General features: G+C 65.1%; 18 protein-coding genes. 8 read left to right on the top strand and 10 right to left on the bottom strand.

Features of this window, described 5'->3' with window-relative positions:
• Nucleotides 1-39: 39 nt before the first annotated feature.
• The 3 genes from gloA to O6P39_RS06710 form a co-directional block, all read right to left on the bottom strand.
• Nucleotides 40-432: a lactoylglutathione lyase gene (gloA, locus tag O6P39_RS06720; protein WP_275610619.1), complete on the bottom strand. Its 393-nt coding sequence runs from the start codon at nt 430-432 to the stop codon at nt 40-42.
• Between the two features lie 94 nt (nt 433-526).
• Nucleotides 527-1,744, bottom strand: a complete 1,218-nt coding sequence (locus O6P39_RS06715; protein WP_275611901.1) for an argininosuccinate synthase — start codon at nt 1,742-1,744, stop codon at nt 527-529.
• A gap of 133 nt (nt 1,745-1,877) precedes the next feature.
• Nucleotides 1,878-2,894 carry an OmpA family protein gene (locus O6P39_RS06710; protein ID WP_275610618.1) on the bottom strand — a complete coding sequence of 339 codons (1,017 nt, stop codon included), beginning with the start codon at nt 2,892-2,894 and terminating at the stop codon, nt 1,878-1,880.
• A 138-nt stretch (nt 2,895-3,032) separates the two neighbouring features.
• Here O6P39_RS06710 and pyrC point away from each other — a divergent pair, with 138 nt between their 5' ends.
• Together pyrC and rnt are read left to right on the top strand one after the other, a co-directional pair.
• The gene (pyrC, locus tag O6P39_RS06705; protein WP_275610617.1) at nt 3,033-4,079 is read left to right on the top strand and encodes a dihydroorotase; all 1,047 of its coding nucleotides are present in this window, start codon (nt 3,033-3,035) and stop codon (nt 4,077-4,079) included.
• Nucleotides 4,076-4,756 carry a ribonuclease T gene (gene rnt, locus O6P39_RS06700; RefSeq protein WP_275610616.1) on the top strand — a complete coding sequence of 227 codons (681 nt, stop codon included), beginning with the start codon at nt 4,076-4,078 and terminating at the stop codon, nt 4,754-4,756. The genes pyrC and rnt overlap by 4 nt, the downstream gene beginning before the upstream one ends.
• Nucleotides 4,757-4,905: 149 nt before the next feature.
• On the opposite strand, the gene O6P39_RS06695 is transcribed toward rnt, so the two are convergent.
• Nucleotides 4,906-5,508: a peroxiredoxin C gene (locus tag O6P39_RS06695; protein ID WP_275610615.1), complete on the bottom strand. Its 603-nt coding sequence runs from the start codon at nt 5,506-5,508 to the stop codon at nt 4,906-4,908.
• Between the two features lie 277 nt (nt 5,509-5,785).
• Between O6P39_RS06695 and O6P39_RS06690 the strand changes: the two genes are divergently transcribed.
• Nucleotides 5,786-6,001 carry a bacterioferritin-associated ferredoxin gene (locus tag O6P39_RS06690; protein WP_275610614.1) on the top strand — a complete coding sequence of 72 codons (216 nt, stop codon included), beginning with the start codon at nt 5,786-5,788 and terminating at the stop codon, nt 5,999-6,001.
• Between the two features lie 211 nt (nt 6,002-6,212).
• Nucleotides 6,213-6,689 (top strand): bacterioferritin BfrB, encoded by a 477-nt coding sequence (bfrB, locus tag O6P39_RS06685; protein ID WP_275610613.1) that lies wholly within the window; start codon nt 6,213-6,215, stop codon nt 6,687-6,689.
• A 48-nt stretch (nt 6,690-6,737) separates the two neighbouring features.
• Here the strand turns inward: bfrB and O6P39_RS06680 are convergent, their stop codons facing one another.
• The 4 genes from O6P39_RS06680 to O6P39_RS06665 all read right to left on the bottom strand — a co-directional run bounded on the left by O6P39_RS06680 (nt 6,738) and on the right by O6P39_RS06665 (nt 11,157).
• Nucleotides 6,738-7,901: an MFS transporter gene (locus tag O6P39_RS06680; protein ID WP_275610612.1), complete on the bottom strand. Its 1,164-nt coding sequence runs from the start codon at nt 7,899-7,901 to the stop codon at nt 6,738-6,740.
• 61 nt (nt 7,902-7,962) lie between these two features.
• Nucleotides 7,963-8,289 carry a Grx4 family monothiol glutaredoxin gene (grxD, locus tag O6P39_RS06675; protein ID WP_275610611.1) on the bottom strand — a complete coding sequence of 109 codons (327 nt, stop codon included), beginning with the start codon at nt 8,287-8,289 and terminating at the stop codon, nt 7,963-7,965.
• A 132-nt stretch (nt 8,290-8,421) separates the two neighbouring features.
• Complete coding sequence (locus O6P39_RS06670; protein ID WP_275610610.1) at nt 8,422-10,515, bottom strand: molybdopterin oxidoreductase family protein; 2,094 nt, start codon at nt 10,513-10,515, stop codon at nt 8,422-8,424.
• A 204-nt stretch (nt 10,516-10,719) separates the two neighbouring features.
• Nucleotides 10,720-11,157 (bottom strand): hypothetical protein, encoded by a 438-nt coding sequence (locus O6P39_RS06665; protein WP_275610609.1) that lies wholly within the window; start codon nt 11,155-11,157, stop codon nt 10,720-10,722.
• A gap of 293 nt (nt 11,158-11,450) precedes the next feature.
• On the opposite strand from O6P39_RS06665, the gene argF reads away from it, so the two are divergent.
• Nucleotides 11,451-12,368: an ornithine carbamoyltransferase gene (argF, locus tag O6P39_RS06660; RefSeq protein ID WP_275610608.1), complete on the top strand. Its 918-nt coding sequence runs from the start codon at nt 11,451-11,453 to the stop codon at nt 12,366-12,368.
• Between the two features lie 133 nt (nt 12,369-12,501).
• Nucleotides 12,502-13,587 carry an ABC transporter ATP-binding protein gene (locus tag O6P39_RS06655; RefSeq protein ID WP_275610607.1) on the top strand — a complete coding sequence of 362 codons (1,086 nt, stop codon included), beginning with the start codon at nt 12,502-12,504 and terminating at the stop codon, nt 13,585-13,587.
• A 3-nt stretch (nt 13,588-13,590) separates the two neighbouring features.
• Here the strand turns inward: O6P39_RS06655 and O6P39_RS06650 are convergent, their stop codons facing one another.
• Both O6P39_RS06650 and ybaK read right to left on the bottom strand, forming a co-directional pair.
• Nucleotides 13,591-14,373, bottom strand: coding sequence for a PhzF family phenazine biosynthesis protein (locus O6P39_RS06650; protein WP_275610606.1), 783 nt, complete (start codon nt 14,371-14,373; stop codon nt 13,591-13,593).
• Between the two features lie 93 nt (nt 14,374-14,466).
• Nucleotides 14,467-14,937, bottom strand: coding sequence for a Cys-tRNA(Pro) deacylase (ybaK, locus tag O6P39_RS06645; protein ID WP_275610605.1), 471 nt, complete (start codon nt 14,935-14,937; stop codon nt 14,467-14,469).
• 172 nt (nt 14,938-15,109) lie between these two features.
• Between ybaK and glpK the strand changes: the two genes are divergently transcribed.
• Complete coding sequence (glpK, locus tag O6P39_RS06640) at nt 15,110-16,624, top strand: glycerol kinase GlpK (RefSeq protein ID WP_275610604.1); 1,515 nt, start codon at nt 15,110-15,112, stop codon at nt 16,622-16,624.
• Nucleotides 16,625-16,781: 157 nt separating this feature from the next.
• A complete protein-coding gene (locus tag O6P39_RS06635; RefSeq protein WP_275610603.1) occupies nt 16,782-17,537 on the top strand; it encodes a DeoR/GlpR family transcriptional regulator in 756 nt (251 codons plus the stop codon).

Raw genomic sequence — 17,537 nt, 5'->3', positions numbered from 1 at the left:
GCGGGGTTTCTCCAGAGACGAATCACAAGGAGCGGAAGATCAGTCCTTGCGCTGCGGACTCAGCAGCTCGATCTTGTAGCCGTCCGGGTCCTCGACGAAGGCGAGGATACTGGTGCCGTGCTTCATCGGGCCCGGCTCGCGGGTGATCTTGCCGCCGCGGGAGCGGATGTCCTCGCAGGCCTTGTAGACGTCCGCCACTTCCAGGGCGATGTGGCCGTAACCGGTGCCCAGCTCGTACTGGTCCACGCCCCAGTTGTAGGTCAGTTCGATCACGCTGTTCTCGTCTTCGCTGCCGTAGCCGACGAACGCCAGGGTGAACTGGCCGTCCGGATAATCCTTGCGGCGCAGCAGGGTCATGCCCAGGACTTCGGTGTAGAAGGCGATGGATTTGTCCAGATCGCCGACGCGCAGCATGGTGTGCAGCAGTCTCATCGATTCTTCCTCTTCAGGCGCCCCGGATGCGGGGCCTATAAACGCAAACCCCGGCTCGTGGCCGGGGTTCGCTTGTCACGGGGTCACCAGCTTATCAGAACAGCTTGCGGCCCTTGTTCGCGGCGATACGCATGCGCAGCGCGTTGAGCTTGATGAAGCCCGCGGCATCGGCCTGGTTGTAGGCGCCGCCGTCTTCCTCGAAGGTCGCGATGTTGGCGTCGAACAGCGAGTCGTCGGACTTGCGGCCGACCACGATGACGTTGCCTTTGTACAGCTTCAGGCGCACGACGCCGTTCACGTGCTCCTGGGAAGCATCGATCATCTGCTGGAGCATCTCGCGCTCCGGGCTCCACCAGTAGCCGGTGTAGATCAGCTTGGCGTAACGCGGCATCAGCTCGTCCTTCAGGTGAGCGACTTCGCGGTCCAGGGTGATCGACTCGATGGCGCGGTGCGCCTTGAGCATGATGGTGCCGCCGGGGGTCTCGTAGCAGCCGCGCGACTTCATGCCGACGTAGCGGTTCTCGACGATGTCCAGACGACCGATGCCGTTGGCGCCGCCGATGCGGTTCAGCTCGGTCAGTACCTGGGCCGGGGTCATGTCCTTGCCGTCGATGGCAACGATGTCGCCCTTGCGATAGGTCAACTCGATGTAGGTCGCAGCGTCAGGGGCCTTCTCCGGAGAGACGGTCCACTTCCACATGTCTTCTTCGTGCTCGGTCCAGGTGTCTTCCAGCACGCCGCCTTCATAGGAGATGTGCAGCAGGTTGGCATCCATGGAGTACGGCGACTTCTTCTTGCCGTGGCGCTCGATCGGGATGTTGTGGGATTCGGCGTAGTCCATCAGCTTCTCGCGGGACAGCAGGTCCCACTCGCGCCAGGGAGCGATCACCTTCACGCCCGGCTTCAGCGCATAGGCGCCCAGCTCGAAGCGAACCTGGTCGTTGCCCTTGCCGGTGGCGCCGTGGGAGATGGCGTCAGCGCCGGTGGCGTTGGCGATCTCGATCAGGCGCTTGGCGATCAGCGGACGGGCGATGGAAGTACCCAACAGGTACTCGCCTTCGTAGACGGTGTTGGCACGGAACATCGGGAAGACGAAGTCGCGGACGAACTCTTCTCGCAGGTCCTCGATGAAGACCTCTTTCACGCCCATCTGCTTGGCCTTGGCGCGGGCCGGCTCGACCTCCTCGCCCTGACCCAGGTCGGCAGTGAAGGTCACCACTTCACAGTTATAGGTATCCTGCAGCCACTTCAGAATTACGGAGGTGTCCAGGCCACCGGAATACGCCAGGACTACCTTCTTCACGTCCGCCATGCCACTCAACTCCACGGGGGTTGTCACGAAAGGGATCGATTCTACTGCCCGCCCAGGATAATTTACAGAGGCGCGACAGCTTTTGACGACAAAGCGACAAATACTATCGTCGGTGCGACTCGCTGCCGCAGGCTCAGCCCTTGGGCGTCGCAGGCGGTGTGGCAGCGTTGGTGGCGGGCGCCGCCGGAGCGGCAGGAACCGCGGCCTTCGCCGGGGCACTGGCGCTGGACGTCGGCGCGGCGGGCGCCGAGGCGGGGGGAGCAACAGGAGCCGTCGGCGCCTCGGCCGGGACCTCCTCAGGAACCACTTCGCGGGACAGGTTCACCGTCACCCGGCGATTGCGCGCCCGGTTGGCTTCGGAATTGTTCTTCACCAACGGATAACGTTCGCCATAGAAGCGCACGACGATCTGCGACTCCGGCACGCCATTGGCCTTGAGATATTCCATCACCGCGAGAGCACGACGGCGCGACGTGTCGCGATTGACCAGGCGATTGCCGCTGTTGTCCGAGTGACCGTCGATCTCGATGTGGTTCACGCTCGGGTCGGCCTTCAGGTACTGCAGGATGATGTCCAGTTTGGCGCGGCCCAGGGCGTCGAGTTCGGTGCCGCTGGGGAAACCGATCTGGCTCTGTCGTACCTGGTCGAAATTGACCGGCAGCATCTTCGCCGAACAATCCTGGAACTGCGCGTAGCCGGCGGCGAAGCGCGTCGGCAGCAGACGCACCAGCAAGCGGTCGCCGTCCCGGGTGCGGTGCCGCACTTCCGGCGTGCGCCCTTCCAGCAAACCGCTGAGCAGGCGCCCCGCCTGCTGCTGGCTGCTGTTGAACGGCACCTCGCCGCCGCTCACCTGCACCGAGCCCAGGTTCACGTCGCCCTGCCCCGGCCGCCACGGCGGAGCTGCCGCGAGCAGCGTTGCCGAGCCGCGCCCGAGCCAGTCCTGCTGCGACTTGAGACGAAAAGTCGGCTGCTCGCCGGCGCGCCAGACGAACTCGCCCACGCCGAAACCCGCCACGTTCTGCGACAGCCGGCACTCGAACTGGTCGCCCACCACCGTCCATTCGGCGCTTTCCAGGCGCGGCTGGAACGTCAGCCCCCAGGCCGGGAGGCTCGCGCAAAGTACGAGCAGGAGAAGAGATGGCTGGCGCACGGCGGTTCCACACAAGCAGGATGGGGTCTCTGAATCTATCGGTCAGCCACGGCGAAACTTGATAGCGAGTGCCGCCGACGGCCTTTTCCGGTAGCATTTCCCTACTTTCTCCGCTGCAACCGCCTTCCTGGAATCCGCATGTCCGACCGCCTGACACTCCTGCGCCCCGACGACTGGCACATTCACCTGCGCGACGGCGCCGCACTCGCGCAAACCGTCGGCGACGCCGCCCGTACCTTCGGCCGCGCCATCATCATGCCGAACCTGGTTCCGCCGGTGCGCAACGCCGTCGAAGCCGACGCCTACCGCCAGCGCATCCTGGCCGCCCGTCCGGCCGGCAGCCGCTTCGAGCCGCTGATGGTGCTCTACCTCACCGACCGCACCAGCGTCGAGGACGTGCGCGCAGCCAAGGCCTCAGGCTACGTGCACGCCGCCAAGCTGTACCCGGCCGGCGCCACCACCAACTCCGATTCCGGCGTGACCAGCGTCGACAATATCTTCCACGTCCTGGAAGCCATGGCCGAAGTCGGCCTGCCGCTGCTGGTGCATGGCGAGGTGACCCGCTCCGAAGTCGACGTGTTCGACCGCGAGAAGCGCTTCATCGACGAGCACCTGACCCGTGTGGTCGAGCGCTTCCCGACCCTCAAGGTGGTTCTCGAGCACATCACCACCGGCGATGCCGCCGCCTTCGTCAAGGCCGCCCCGGCCAATGTCGGCGCCACCATCACCGCGCACCACCTGCTGTACAACCGCAACCACATGCTGGTCGGCGGTATCCGTCCGCACTTCTATTGCCTGCCGATTCTCAAGCGCAACACCCACCAGGAAGCCCTGCTGGATGCGGCCACCAGCGGCAGCCCGAAATTCTTCCTCGGCACGGACTCCGCGCCCCACGCGCGCCACGCCAAGGAAGCCGCCTGCGGTTGCGCCGGCTGCTACACCGCCTATGCCGCCATCGAGATGTACGCCGAGGCCTTCGAGCAGCGCAACGCGCTGGACAAGCTGGAAGCCTTCGCCAGCTTCCATGGTCCGGACTTCTACGGCCTGCCGCGCAACAGCGACCGCATCACCCTGGTGCGTGAAGAATGGGAAGCCCCAGCGGCCCTGCCGTTCGGTGATTTCGATGTCGTCCCGCTGCGTGCCGGCGAGAAACTGCGCTGGCGCCTGCTGGAGACCGAGGCATGAGTGACGAGAACGAAATCTTCGAGGAAGAACTCGACGGTTCCTTCCCGCCTGGCCCGCGCCACCCGATGGCACGCCGTTTCCGTGGCTACCTGCCGGTCGTGGTGGACGTCGAGACCGGCGGCTTCAACGCCGGCACCGACGCCCTGCTGGAAATCGCCGCCGTCACTATCGGCATGGATGAGAGCGGCTACCTGTTCCCCGAGCACACCTACTTCTTCCGCGTGGAGCCTTTCGAAGGCGCCAACATCGAGCAGGCTGCGCTGGAGTTCACCGGCATCAAGCTGGACCACCCGCTGCGCATGGCCGTGCCGGAAGAACAGGCGCTGACCGAGATCTTCCGGGGCGTGCGCAAGTCGCTGAAGTCCAACGGCTGCAAACGGGCGATCCTGGTTGGCCACAACAGCAGCTTCGACCTGGGCTTCCTCAACGCCGCAGTAAACCGCAGTGGCGTGAAGCGCAATCCGTTCCACCCCTTCTCCAGCTTCGACACCGCGACCCTTGCCGGCCTCGCCTACGGCCAGACCGTACTGGCCAAGGCCTGCCAGACCGCCGGCATCGAGTTCGACAACCGCGAGGCGCACTCGGCACGCTACGACACCGAGAAAACCGCCGAGCTGTTCTGCGGCATCGTCAACCGCTGGAAGGAATTCGGCGGCTGGATGGAAGACGAGGACTGATCCTCTCTTCCTGATCCCATGACAAAGCCCCGCTCAGGCGGGGCTTTTTCTTTCCTGCACGCAGGGCTTGCCGGCTTCCTACGAAAAGCAATCCTGCGCGCCCATGAAAAAGCCCCGCCGAAGCGGGGCTCTTTCATCACCGGACAGCCTTACAGCTTGCTGGCATGCTGGGCCAGGTAGGCGGCAACGCCTTCCGGCGATGCGGTCATGCCGCTGTCGCCTTTCTTCCAGTTGGCCGGGCAGACTTCGCCGTGTTCTTCGGTGAACTGCAGGGCATCGACCAGACGCAGCAGCTCGTCCATGTTGCGGCCCAGCGGCAGGTCGTTGACGATCTGCGAACGCACCACGCCATTCTGGTCGATCAGGAAGGCACCACGGAACGCGACACCGTCGGCGGACTCGACGTCATAGGCCTTGGCGATCTCGTGGGTGATGTCGGCGGCCAGGGTGTACTTGACCGGGCCGATGCCGCCCTTGTCCACCGGGGTGTTACGCCAGGCGTTGTGGGTGAAATGGGAGTCGATGGACACGCCGATCACTTCGACGTTGCGCGCCTGGAACTCAGGGATGCGACGGTCCAGGGCGATCAGCTCGGACGGGCAGACGAAGGTGAAGTCCAGCGGGTAGAAGAACACCAGGCCGTACTTGCCCTTGATGGCTTCGGACAGCACGAAGCTGTCGACGATTTCGCCGCTACCGAGGACGGCGGCTACGTTGAAGTCGGGAGCTTTCTTACCTACGAGTACGCTCATTCCATGTCTCCTTCGGGTGAGGACGTGAGGGAGTGCAAGATGCCCTGCCTGGCTCGAAAAGCCGGATCGGCGGGTTATCCACTCCAGTGGGCCGGTCATGATACACCGCCGTTTTCCGAGGCGCCCAGCGCTTTGCCCCATCGCCCCACAAGGCTAAGCCATTGACGGACATGACCATTTATCTGGTCATGGGAAAGCCTGCCCAGCAAACTTTGACAATCATTCTCATTAAGATTAGTATCGCCTCCAACAACCCCACAGCGATGCTAGTGCAACCATGTACGTCTGCCTCTGCCAAGGTGTCACCGATACCCAGATCCGCGATGCGATCTACGAAGGCTGCTGCAATTACCGCGAAGTGCGTGAAAGCACCGGTGTCGGCACCCAGTGCGGCAAGTGCGCCTGCCTCGCCAAGCAGGTCGTCCGCGAGACCCTGGGCGAACTGCAGAGCGCGCAGTCGATGAACTACTCCCTCGCCTACGCGGCAAGCTGATCGACGGCCAACTCAGCAGAGATTCCGAAAAAAACCGGGCCATGCCCGGTTTTTTTATGCCTGAAATTCAGAGCTTTAACGCCGAATTGCGGAATGAAAACATTCGCATTCATATTCCTTTTTATAGCAAATTCAAGCACTTATGTTTGACAGTCAGTTATAAGAGGACCACACTTTCAGTCTCTCCCACTCCACACGGCAGGACACCGGCATGAAAGGCGACAAGAAAGTCATCCAGCACTTGAACAAGGTCCTCGGTAACGAGCTGATCGCCATCAACCAATATTTCCTGCACTCGCGCATGTGGAACGACTGGGGCCTGAAACGCCTCGGCGCGCACGAGTACCATGAGTCCATCGATGAGATGAAGCACGCTGACAAGCTCATCGAACGCATCCTGTTCCTCGAGGGCCTGCCCAACCTGCAGGACCTGGGCAAGCTGCTGATCGGCGAGAACACCCAGGAAATGCTGCAGTGCGACCTGAACCTGGAACTCAAGGCCTGCAAGGACCTGCGCGACGCCATCGTGCATTGCGAAAGCGTGCATGACTACGTGAGCCGCGACCTGCTCAAGAACATCCTCGAGTCCGAGGAAGAGCACATCGATTACCTGGAAACCCAGCTGGGCCTGATCCAGAAGGTCGGCCTGGAGAACTACCTGCAGTCGCACATGCACGAAGACGACTGATCAACGAAAAGGCACCGGCGCGGTTGTGGACGCCGGTGCCCTTCCCTCCTAGCCGTTCGCCTTCGGCGGGCGCCGCACCAGTGACGCCTTGAGCACCAGCCCGGCGCACAGCCCCACCACCACCAGCAATGACAGGCGCAGCCCCACGTGCTCGGCGAGGAAGCCGATCAGCGGCGGCCCCATCAGCAAGCCCCCGTAACCGAACCCCGCCACCGCCGCCACGCCTTTGGACGGTTCGATGCCCGGCCGATTGCCCGCCGCCCCGATCAGGATCGGCACCACCACCGACAGGCCTACGCCCACCAGGGCGAAGCCGGCGATAGCACTCGCTACCCAGGGACTGAACAGCGCCAGCAACATGCCCGCGATGGCCAGCAACGCCAGGTTGCGCACCAAGGCCTCGTCGGCGAATCGCACACGCAGGCGATCGCCGAACAGCCGTCCCAGCACCATGGTCGCGGAGAACGCCGCGAAGCCCAGTGCCGCCAGGCGTTCGGACGCGCCCATCACCTGATGCAGCAGCAACGCGCCCCAGTCGGCGACCGCCCCTTCGGAAACGAACGCGCACGCCGTCAGCAATCCAAGACCGATCAGCGACAGTGGCGGCAGGCGCCAGCCACGTTGGGCTGGCGCCGCCTCCTCCATGGGCTCCGGGCGCCCTTCGAACAGGTTGCGGGCGAAAAAGGGCAGTATGGCCACCGCGATCGCCGCCAGCAGGGTGAAATGCCACACAGGCGCCAGATCGGCGAAGGCCGCTGCGCCAACCGCGCCGACCAGCCCGCCCAGGCTGTACATGCCATGCAAGCTGGCAATACACGGCCGGCCGAGGCGCCGCTCCACTTCCACCGCCTGGGTGTTCATCGCCACATCCATGGTGGCGAAGGTCAGGCCGACCACCAGAAAGCCCGCCGCCAGCTCCCACACGTTCTGCGCCAGGCCCAGCAGCGGGAAGCTGGCCATCAGCGCCAGACCGGAGACGACAGTGATCGCCCGGCTGCCGTAACGGCGCACCAGGGCGCCGGCGAAGACGAACGCCAGCAGCGCGCCAAAGCCCGCGCCCAGCAATGCCTGGCCCAGCTCCTGCTCGTCGACCCCGGTCATGCTCTTCAGGGCCGGTACCCGGCCCATCACGCTGCCGTGCACCATCCCGCCCATGGCGAAGCAGTATCCACAGGCCCAGCGGGCAGCGTTCGTCCGTGTTTGCTCAGTCATTTATTTCTTCCCAAAAACAAAGCCCCGCCGAAGCGGGGCTTTGTGCGACAGCACGAAAGACTCAGGCGTCGGCCTTGCCTACGGCGTCCTTGATCAGCGGCTGCAATTCGCCCTTTTCGAACATCTCGACCAGGATGTCGCTGCCGCCGACCAGCTCACCGCCGACCCACAGTTGCGGGAAGGTCGGCCAGTTGGCGTACTTGGGCAGGTTGGCGCGGATTTCCGGGTTCTGCAGGATGTCGACGTAGGCGAACTTCTCGCCGCATGCCATCAGCACCTGCGCAGCGCGGGCCGAGAAACCGCACTGCGGAGCGTTCGGCGAGCCCTTCATGTACAGCAGGACGGGGTTGTTGGCGATCTGTTCTTTGATGGTATCGATGATATCCATGAACTTCCTCGGCTGAACTATCAGATACTGACCCGGCATCGCCACAGGCGGCGTTTGGCCGGCACGGTTGCGCGCATTGTACTGCAAAGCCGAGCACTACGCTCGGCTTTGCAGGAGCACTGCGACAGCCTGTCAGGCCGACTCGACCTCAACGGGCACGCCGTTCAGCGCCGTGTTGCCGGAGAGCGCATCCAGATGGCGCTCGTCGGTCAGGTCGTTGGCGCTGGCCCCACCCTGCTCGCGAGCAATCGACAGTTGTACACCCGGCCGCCCGTGCCCCCAGCCGTGGGGCAGGCTGACCACGCCGGCCATTACCTCGTCGCTGGCCGCCACCTCGATCTCGATGCTGCCGACCCGCGAGCGCACCCGCACCTTCTGCCCGTCCGCCAGCCCGCGCGCCGCCAGGTCCCGCGGGTGCATGAGCAACTGGTGACGTGGCTTGCCCTTCACCAGGCGGTGATAGTTGTGCATCCAGGAATTGTTGCTGCGCACATGGCGGCGGCCGATCAGCAGCAACTGGTCCGCTGCCGGCGCCTGGGTGTCGGCAAAGCGGCGCAGGTCTTTCAGCAGGATCTCCGGCGCTGCTTCGACCTGGCGGCTGGCGGTTTTCAGGCGCGCCGCAAGGTTGGGCTGCAGCGGGCCGAGGTCCAGCCCGTGGGGATGTTCCCGCAACCGCGCCAGGTTGAGCTTGTGCTCGGAGGCATCGCCATAGGGGCCGAAACGCAGGCCCATCTCGATCATCTGCTCCGGCGCCATGGTCGGTTTGAGTTCGCTGCCCATGCGTGCGGCGTATGCCTTGGCCAGCCCCACGAAGATTTCCCAGTCGTGCAGCGCGCCCTGCGGCTTGGGCAGCACCGCCTCGTTGAAGCGCGTGACGTTGCGCACCGCGAAGATATTGAAGGTGGTGTCGTAGTGATCGTGCTCCAGCGGCGCGGTGGGCGGCAGGATCAGGTCGGCGTAGCGGGTGGTCTCGTTGATGTAGAGATCGACACTGAGCATGAATTCCAGGCCGTCCAGCGCCTGCTCCAGGCGCCGGCCGTTGGGCGTGGAGAGCACCGGGTTGCCCGCCACCGTCACCAGCGCGCGGACCTGTCCGTCGCCGTCGGTGAGCATTTCTTCGGCCAGTGCCGCCACCGGCAGCTCGCCGCCGTACTCCGGCAGGCCGGAGACGCGGCTCTGCCAACGGTTGAAGGCGCCACCGGAGGTGCTCGCCACCAGGTCCACCGCCGGAGTGGTGCACAGGGTGCCACCGACCCGGTCGAGGTTGCCGGTCAGCAGGTTGATCAGTTGCACCAGCCACTGGCAGAGACTGCCGAAGACCTGCGTGGAAACACCCATGCGGCCGTAGCAGACAGCCTTGTCGGCGACGGCGAAGTCCCGCGCCAGCTGGCGGATGTCCTCGGCCGGCACGCCGCAACGCTTCGCCATCGCCTCGACCTTGAACGGTTTCAGCGCCTCCCGCACAGCCGCAAGGCCGCTCACCGGCAGATGGCTCTCGCGGGTCAGCCCTTCGCTGAACAGCGTGTCGAGGATACCCAGCAACAACGCGGCGTCCTCGCCGGGACGGACGAACAGGTGCTGGTCGGCAATCGCGGCAGTTTCCGTGCGCCGGGGGTCGACCACCACGAGCTTGCCACCGCGCGCCTTCACGGCCTTCAGGCGCTTCTCCACGTCCGGCACGGTCATGATGCTGCCGTTGGACGCCAGCGGGTTGCCGCCGAGGATCAACATGAAATCGGTCTGGTCGATGTCCGGGATCGGGATCAGCAGGCCGTGGCCGAACATCTGCTGGCTGACCAGGTGGTGCGGCAGCTGGTCCACCGAGGTCGCCGAGTAGCGGTTGCGCGTCTTCAACTGGCCGAGGAAGTAGTTGCTGTGGGTCATCAGCCCGTAGTTGTGCACGCTGGGATTGCCCTGGTACACCGCGACAGCGTCGTTGCCATGGCGTTCACGGATATCCGCCAGCCGTGAGGCGACGAGTTCGAAAGCCTCGTCCCAGCCGATCGGTTGCCATTCGCTGCCGACCCGTCGAACCGGCTGGCGCAGGCGGTCCGGGTCATTCTGGATGTCCTGCAGCGCCACGGCCTTGGGACAGACATGGCCACGGCTGAAGCTGTCCTGCGAATCGCCCTTGATCGAGAGGATGCGCTCGTCTTCGGTCTCGATGGTCAGGCCGCAGATGGCCTCGCACAAATGGCACGCACGGTGGTGGAGGGTCTTGCTCATGGCTCGCCTCGTCGTTGTTGTCGCCGGGGGCGCGTGGCACACCGGTCGTCTTGTCGAGCAAGCACTATGGAGCGGAGATACGACGAACGCCACCAGCGTCAGTCGGGTGAATCAGGAGGCATCAGAGGGGAGGATGGAAGGATTGCGCGGGCGCCATGGCGCCCGCGCAATGCACCGACGGGATCACCCCATCGGCGGGGCGGATCAGTGAATGCTCTTGATCGAGCCCTTGTTGCCGGTGACCTTGACGTCGACCTTCTTGAAGATGAAGTAATCCTGGACGTTCACTTCATAGCGCGGCGCCACGATCAGGTCGGAGCCAGAGCTCTTCACTGCCTTGAAGGCAGCCGCCGCCTTGGCGCTGGAGATCGGATCGAAGGCGCCCAGGCCCAGGCCGCCGGACTCGCCGCCGTAGGTCACGCCGTCGGCGAACTGGGAGTCGCCGCCGAACTTCAGGAAACCGAACAGGATGTTGACCTGGGACTGGCCACTGATGGCCTCACCTACGGCGACATCGGCCTTCAGGCCAGTCTTGACCTCCTGGTCCAGCGCGGCGCTCGGCTGACTGATGTTGTAGGTGGTGCAGCCGCTGGCAGTGGCGATCACGGCGGCGATGGCAGCGGACATCCAGAACTTTTTCATGAAACAACTCCTTGAGGGATGAAACAGATAGGCCAACTTCCGAAGGCGGCGAAAAGCTATCAATCGCCCCAATGCCTCGTATGTCGGCCTCGTCCGTCCCCTCAGAGGGAAATTTCTGTGTCCACTCGATCCCTCTCCGGACGAAACTTGCGTAGATGCGTAATTTCCTTATAGGATCGCGCCTTCCCCCATTTTCCGCTCCATGCGGTCCCGCCGCAGGTTCAGCCGTTTTTTCTCACGAAATCCGGTCGCTACCTCGGCCCGATTCTGAGAATAAGTAGTAGGTACGAACCATGAGCGCACGGCACTTCCTCTCGATGCTGGATTACACGACCGACGAACTTCTCGGTCTGATCCGCCGCGGCAGCGAGCTGAAGGACCTGCGTGACCGAGGCGTGCTCTACGAGCCCCTGAAGAACCGCGTGCTGGGCATGATCTTCGAGAAAGCCTCGACCCGTACGCGGATTTCCTTCGAAGCCGGCATGATCCAGCTCGGCGGCCAGGCCATTTTCCTCTCCCCGCGCGACACCCAGCTGGGCCGCGGCGAGCCGATCGCCGATGCCGCGAAGGTGATGTCGCGGATGGTCGATGCGGTGATGATCCGCACCTTCGCCCACAGCAACCTGATCGAGTTCTCCGAGAATTCCCGCGTGCCGGTGATCAACGGCCTGTCGGACGACCTGCACCCCTGCCAGCTGCTGGCCGACATGCAGACCTTCCATGAGCATCGCGGCAGCATCGCCGGCAAGACCGTGGCCTGGATCGGCGACGGCAACAACATGTGCAACAGCTACATCGAGGCGGCCATCCGCTTCGACTTCCAGCTGCGCGTGGCCTGCCCGGAAGGCTATGAGCCGAACGCCGCCCTGCTGGAGCTGGCGGGCGATCGCGTGAAGGTCGTCCGCGACCCGCGCGAGGCGGCGGCCGGCGCGCACCTGGTGAGCACCGACGTCTGGGCCTCGATGGGCCAGGAAGACGAAGCGGCCGCGCGCCTGCGCCTGTTCCAGCCATATCAGGTAACACGTGCGCTGCTCGATGGCGCGGCGGCGGATGTACTATTCATGCACTGCCTGCCGGCCCACCGTGGCGAAGAGATCAGCGAAGACCTGCTGGACGACGCGCGCTCGGTGGCCTGGGACCAGGCGGAAAACCGTCTGCACGCCCAGAAAGCCCTGCTCGAACTGCTGGTCGAGCACGCCCACTACGCCTGACAGCCTCTCCATCCGCCGCCCGTGCCTGACCGGGCGGCCTTGGATGCAGGAACCGGCGTAGACTGCGCCTCATTTCCTGCTTCCGCCCGGCCCGAACTGCGCTCGGCGAGATGCCGAACAGGTTCCAAGCTCGATGACACAACCGCTGCTGCTCACCCTCGATAACCTTTCCTGTGGCTATGAACAGCAGCGCGTGGTGCAAGGCGTCAGCCTGCACCTGAATGCCGGCGACATCGGCTGCCTACTGGGCCCTTCGGGGTGCGGCAAGACCACCACGCTGCGCGCCATCGCCGGATTCGAGCCGGTGCAGGACGGGCGCATCGAACTGGCCGGCGAAGTCATCTCCCGCCCCGGCTTCACCCTGTCGCCGGAGAAGCGCCGGATCGGCATGGTGTTCCAGGACTACGCGCTGTTCCCGCACCTGTCGGTGGCGGACAACATCGCCTTCGGCATTCGCAAGCATCCCGAGCGCACGCGCATCGTCGACGAGCTGCTGCAACTGGTGAAGCTCGATGCCCTGGGCCAGCGCTACCCGCACGAACTCTCCGGCGGCCAGCAACAGCGCGTGGCCCTGGCCCGTGCGCTGGCTCCGCAACCGCAACTGCTGCTGCTCGACGAACCCTTTTCCAACCTCGACGTGGAGCTGCGCCGCCAGCTCAGCCACGAGGTGCGCGACATTCTCAAGGCGCGCGGCACCAGTGCCATCCTGGTCACCCATGATCAGGAAGAAGCCTTCGCCGTCAGCGACCATGTGGGCGTGTTCCGCCACGGCCGGCTGGAGCAGTGGGATACCCCGTTCAATCTCTACCACGAACCGCAGACGCCCTTCGTGGCCAGCTTCATCGGCCAGGGCTACTTCATTCGTGGCCAGATGCACGGCGCCGACGCGGTGCAGACCGAACTGGGTGTGCTGCGCGGCAACCGCGCCTACAGCCTGCCCGATGGCAGCGCGGTGGATGTGCTGCTGCGTCCGGACGACCTGGTGCCTGCCGCCGAGGGTGCGCTCAAGGCGCGGATCGTCGGCAAGTCATTCCTCGGCGCCGCGACCCTTTACCGTCTTCAGCTTCCCACCGGCACCCAGCTGGAATCGATCTTCCCCAGCCATGCCGATCACCAACCCGGTGATGAGGTAGGCATCAGCGTGGCCGCCGAGCACCTGGTACTGTTCCCCGCCCAGGGCAGCGTGGAAGCGCAACAGGTCCTCAACCGCCAGCGTTGACCGTCAGATGACGATCCGGCCGCTGGCGATCAGCCGCGAATGGCCGGCGATACGCACCCGATCCCCCTCCAGGCGGCACCACAGCTCGCCGCCACGCGCCGAGCACTGGTAAGCATGCATCTGCAGCTTGTTCAGGCGCTGCGACCAGTAGGGAATCAGGCTGCAATGGGCAGCGCCGGTGACCGGGTCTTCGTTGAGGCCGATGGCCGGGGCGAAGAAGCGCGAGACGAAGTCATGGTCGTCGCTGCGCGCGGTGACGATCACCCCCAGGTACGGCATGCGCGCCAGTGCCGCGAAGTCGGGCGAACAACTGCGCACCGCGTATTCCGACTCCAGCAGCACCAGCAGGTGCGACTGGGTATTCAGGGCGTCCACTACCGGCAGGCCCAGCGCCTGCTCCAGCTCCACGGTGCTGCCCGCCTCGCTTGGCGACTGGGCGGGGAAATCCAGGGCCAGCCGGCCTTCCTCGCGGAACACCCGCAGCGGCCCGGATTGCGAATTGAACTCCAGGGATTGGCCCGGCTCGCCGAACACCTCGAACAGCACATGGGCGCTCGCCAGCGTTGCATGGCCGCACAGCGGCACCTCGGCGGTCGGGGTGAACCAGCGGATGCGCCAGCCGTCGGCCTCGTTCACCAGGAACGCGGTTTCGGACAGGTTGTGCTCGGCGGCGATCTTCTGCATCAACTCGTCGGCCAGCCAGGCATCCAGGCGGTAGACCATCGCCGGGTTGCCGGCGAAGGGGCGGTCGGTGAAGGCATCGACCTGATGGAAGTCGAGTTGCATGGCAGTCTCCTGAAAAGTGATGCCCGAGCATGACAGAAGCCACCGAACCGCGAACCGTACAGAACGGACCAGACAGTCGACTGCTTCGACCGTTCAGCTTCGACCGATCGGGGCGAACTTCGCGGCAGTCAGCGTGGCCAGCGTCCCGGCGCTCAGTTCCACTTCCAGGCCGCGCCGGCCGGCGCTGACATGGATGGTCGGGAAACCCTGGGCGGATTCGTCGATGAAGGTGCGCAGGCGCTTCTTCTGCCCCAGCGGGCTGATGCCGCCGACCAGATAGCCGGTGGCGCGCTGGGCGGCGTTGGGGTCGGCCATGTCGGCCTTCTTCACCCCGGCAGCATGGGCCAGCGCCTTGAGGTCCAGGGTGCCGGCCACCGGCACCACGGCCACCAGCAGCTCGCCCTTCTCGCTGGCGGCCAGCAGGGTCTTGAACACCCGGGCCGGATCGAGGTTGAGCTTCTCGGCAGCCTCCAGCCCATAAGAGGGCGCCTTGGGGTCGTGCTCGTAGCTCAGCACCTGGTGTTCGGCGCGGTTCTTCTTCAACAGGTCGATGGCGGGAGTCATGGTCGTGCAGGGTTCTCGCGAGCGGCTTTCAAGCGCATAACAGTAAGCCAAGGTGTGGTGCGTTGCACGGAGTTCGCTTCACCGACGGGGATGAATCCCGTATGTTCTGCGCCATTCTCTTCTCGGCTCCGCAGCCGGGATCGCCGAACGGAATCCGCACAAGGCCGCCGCCATGACGAACCTTACGAACAAGAAATATGTCGTTGCCCTCGACCAGGGCACCACCAGCTCCCGCGCCATCATCTTCGATCATGATGCCAACGTGGTCAGCGTGGCCCAGCGCGAGTTCGCGCAGATCTACCCGCAGCCGGGCTGGGTCGAGCACGACCCCATGGAAATCTGGGCAACTCAGAGCTCGACCCTGGTGGAGGCGCTGGCCCAGGCCAACATCGGCGTCGCCGAAGTGGCCGCCATCGGCATCACCAACCAGCGCGAGACCACCCTGGTGTGGGACAAGGCCAGCGGCCGGCCGATCCACAACGCCATTGTCTGGCAGTGCCGGCGCAGCGCGGCGATCTGCGAGCAGCTCAAGCGCGACGGCCTGGAACAGCACATCCGCGACACCACCGGACTGGTCATCGACCCCTACTTCTCCGGCACCAAGCTCAAGTGGATCCTCGACAACGTCGACGGCGCTCGCGAACGCGCCCAGCGCGGCGAGCTGCTGTTCGGTACCGTGGACAGCTGGCTGATCTGGAAGCTCACCGAAGGCGAGGTGCACGTCACCGACTACACCAACGCCTCGCGCACCCTGCTGTTCGATATCCACAAGCGCGACTGGGACGAGCGCCTGCTCACCGCGCTGGACATCCCGCGTGCCATGCTGCCACAGGTGCGCGCCTCCTCGGAAATCTACGGCCACTGCAAGGTCGGTGGCCTGGGCGTGCACCGCACGCCGATCGCCGGTATCGCCGGCGACCAGCAGGCCGCGTTGTTCGGCCAGATGTGCGTGGAGCCGGGCCAGGCGAAGAACACCTACGGCACCGGCTGCTTCCTGCTGATGAACACTGGCGCCAAGGCGGTGAAATCCACCCACGGCCTGCTCACCACCATCGCCTGCGGCCCGCGCGGCGAAGTGGCCTATGCGCTGGAAGGCGCGGTGTTCAACGGCGGCTCCACCGTGCAGTGGCTACGCGACGAGCTGAAGGTGATCAACGACGCCCACGACTCCGAATACTTCGCCACCAAGGTGAAGGACAGCAACGGCGTGTACCTGGTCCCCGCCTTCACCGGCCTCGGCGCCCCCTACTGGGACCCGTACGCCCGTGGCGCGCTGTTCGGCCTGACCCGCGGGGTCAAGGCCGACCACCTGATCCGCGCCACCCTGGAATCCATCGCCTACCAGACCCGCGACGTGCTCGACGCCATGCAGCAGGACGCCGGCGAGCCGCTGCGCGCCCTGCGCGTGGACGGTGGCGCGGTGGCCAACAACTTCCTCATGCAGTTCCAGGCCGACATCCTCGGCACTCCCGTGGAGCGCCCACAGATGCGCGAAACCACTGCCCTGGGCGCCGCCGTACTGGCGGGGCTGGCGTGCGGGTTCTGGGGGAGCCTGGCCGAATTGAAAAACAAAGCGGTGATCGAGCGGGTATTTCAGCCGGCGTGTGACGAAGCGGAGCGCGCACGGCTGTATGCGGGGTGGAAGAAGGCGGTGGAGCGTACTCGCGGCTGGGCCGCCGAGGACTGACGCGACAGGCTCTTTGTAGGAGCGAGCTTGCTCGCGAACCGCCTGATGCCGACGTGCCAAGCGGGGTTCGCGAGCAAGCTCGCTCCGACAAGTTCATGACAGACCCTGCCCACTCCGGCATCCTTGCCCCTTCGGCCCGTCCCAGCGAGCACCGCGCATGAACCTGCCACCCCGACAGCAAAGCATCCTCGACCTGGTCCGCGAGCGCGGCTACCTGAGCATCGAGGAACTCGCCCAGCAGTTCGCCGTCACCCCGCAGACCATCCGCCGCGACATCAACCAGCTCGCCGAACAGAGCCTGCTGCGCCGCTACCACGGCGGCGCGGCCTGGGACTCGAGTGTCGAGAACACCGCCTACAACACCCGCGCCGACCAGATGCGCGACGAGAAGCAGCGCATCGCCGAAGCCATCGCCGCGCACATCCCGGACAACGCCTCGCTGTTCATCAACATCGGCACCACCACCGAAGCGATCGCCCGCGCCCTGCTCGGCCACAGCCACCTGAAGATCATCACCAACAACCTGCACGTGGCCAGCATCCTCGCCGGCAAGGCCGACTTCGAAGTGCTGGTCGCCGGCGGCACGGTGCGCAGCGACGGCGGCGTGGTCGGCCAGGCGGCCGTGGACTTCATCGAGCAGTTCCGCGTCGACTTCGCCGTGGTCGGCATCAGCGGCATCGACGACGACGGCAGCCTGCTGGACTTCGACTACCAGGAAGTGCGCGTCTCCCGCGCCATCATCGACAACGCCCGGCAGGTGTTCCTCGCCGCCGACTCCAGCAAGTTCGGGCGCAACGCCATGGTGCGCCTGGGACCGATCGCCCTGGTCAACCGCGTGTTCACCGACAGTCCGCCCCCCTCCGCCGTGGCGCGCCTGCTGGCACAGCACAAGGTCCAGCTCGAACTGGTCTGA

This window comes from Pseudomonas sp. PSE14, assembly GCF_029203285.1.
Lineage (GTDB): Bacteria > Pseudomonadota > Gammaproteobacteria > Pseudomonadales > Pseudomonadaceae > Pseudomonas.
The sequence above is the reverse complement of the archived record's forward strand: the minus strand, read 5'-3'. Positions and strand labels throughout refer to the sequence as shown.

What these genes read in the sequence shown, in the direction of transcription:
- gloA (WP_275610619.1), bottom strand. Translation starts at nt 432, where the DNA reads ATGAGACTGCTGCACACCATGCTGCGCGTCGGCGATCTGGACAAATCC.
- O6P39_RS06715 (WP_275611901.1), bottom strand. Translation starts at nt 1,744, where the DNA reads ATGGCGGACGTGAAGAAGGTAGTCCTGGCGTATTCCGGTGGCCTGGAC.
- pyrC (WP_275610617.1), top strand. Translation starts at nt 3,033, where the DNA reads ATGTCCGACCGCCTGACACTCCTGCGCCCCGACGACTGGCACATTCAC.
- rnt (WP_275610616.1), top strand. Translation starts at nt 4,076, where the DNA reads ATGAGTGACGAGAACGAAATCTTCGAGGAAGAACTCGACGGTTCCTTC.
- O6P39_RS06695 (WP_275610615.1), bottom strand. Translation starts at nt 5,508, where the DNA reads ATGAGCGTACTCGTAGGTAAGAAAGCTCCCGACTTCAACGTAGCCGCC.
- O6P39_RS06690 (WP_275610614.1), top strand. Translation starts at nt 5,786, where the DNA reads ATGTACGTCTGCCTCTGCCAAGGTGTCACCGATACCCAGATCCGCGAT.
- bfrB (WP_275610613.1), top strand. Translation starts at nt 6,213, where the DNA reads ATGAAAGGCGACAAGAAAGTCATCCAGCACTTGAACAAGGTCCTCGGT.
- O6P39_RS06680 (WP_275610612.1), bottom strand. Translation starts at nt 7,901, where the DNA reads ATGACTGAGCAAACACGGACGAACGCTGCCCGCTGGGCCTGTGGATAC.
- grxD (WP_275610611.1), bottom strand. Translation starts at nt 8,289, where the DNA reads ATGGATATCATCGATACCATCAAAGAACAGATCGCCAACAACCCCGTC.
- O6P39_RS06670 (WP_275610610.1), bottom strand. Translation starts at nt 10,515, where the DNA reads ATGAGCAAGACCCTCCACCACCGTGCGTGCCATTTGTGCGAGGCCATC.
- O6P39_RS06665 (WP_275610609.1), bottom strand. Translation starts at nt 11,157, where the DNA reads ATGAAAAAGTTCTGGATGTCCGCTGCCATCGCCGCCGTGATCGCCACT.
- argF (WP_275610608.1), top strand. Translation starts at nt 11,451, where the DNA reads ATGAGCGCACGGCACTTCCTCTCGATGCTGGATTACACGACCGACGAA.
- O6P39_RS06655 (WP_275610607.1), top strand. Translation starts at nt 12,502, where the DNA reads ATGACACAACCGCTGCTGCTCACCCTCGATAACCTTTCCTGTGGCTAT.
- O6P39_RS06650 (WP_275610606.1), bottom strand. Translation starts at nt 14,373, where the DNA reads ATGCAACTCGACTTCCATCAGGTCGATGCCTTCACCGACCGCCCCTTC.
- ybaK (WP_275610605.1), bottom strand. Translation starts at nt 14,937, where the DNA reads ATGACTCCCGCCATCGACCTGTTGAAGAAGAACCGCGCCGAACACCAG.
- glpK (WP_275610604.1), top strand. Translation starts at nt 15,110, where the DNA reads ATGACGAACCTTACGAACAAGAAATATGTCGTTGCCCTCGACCAGGGC.
- O6P39_RS06635 (WP_275610603.1), top strand. Translation starts at nt 16,782, where the DNA reads ATGAACCTGCCACCCCGACAGCAAAGCATCCTCGACCTGGTCCGCGAG.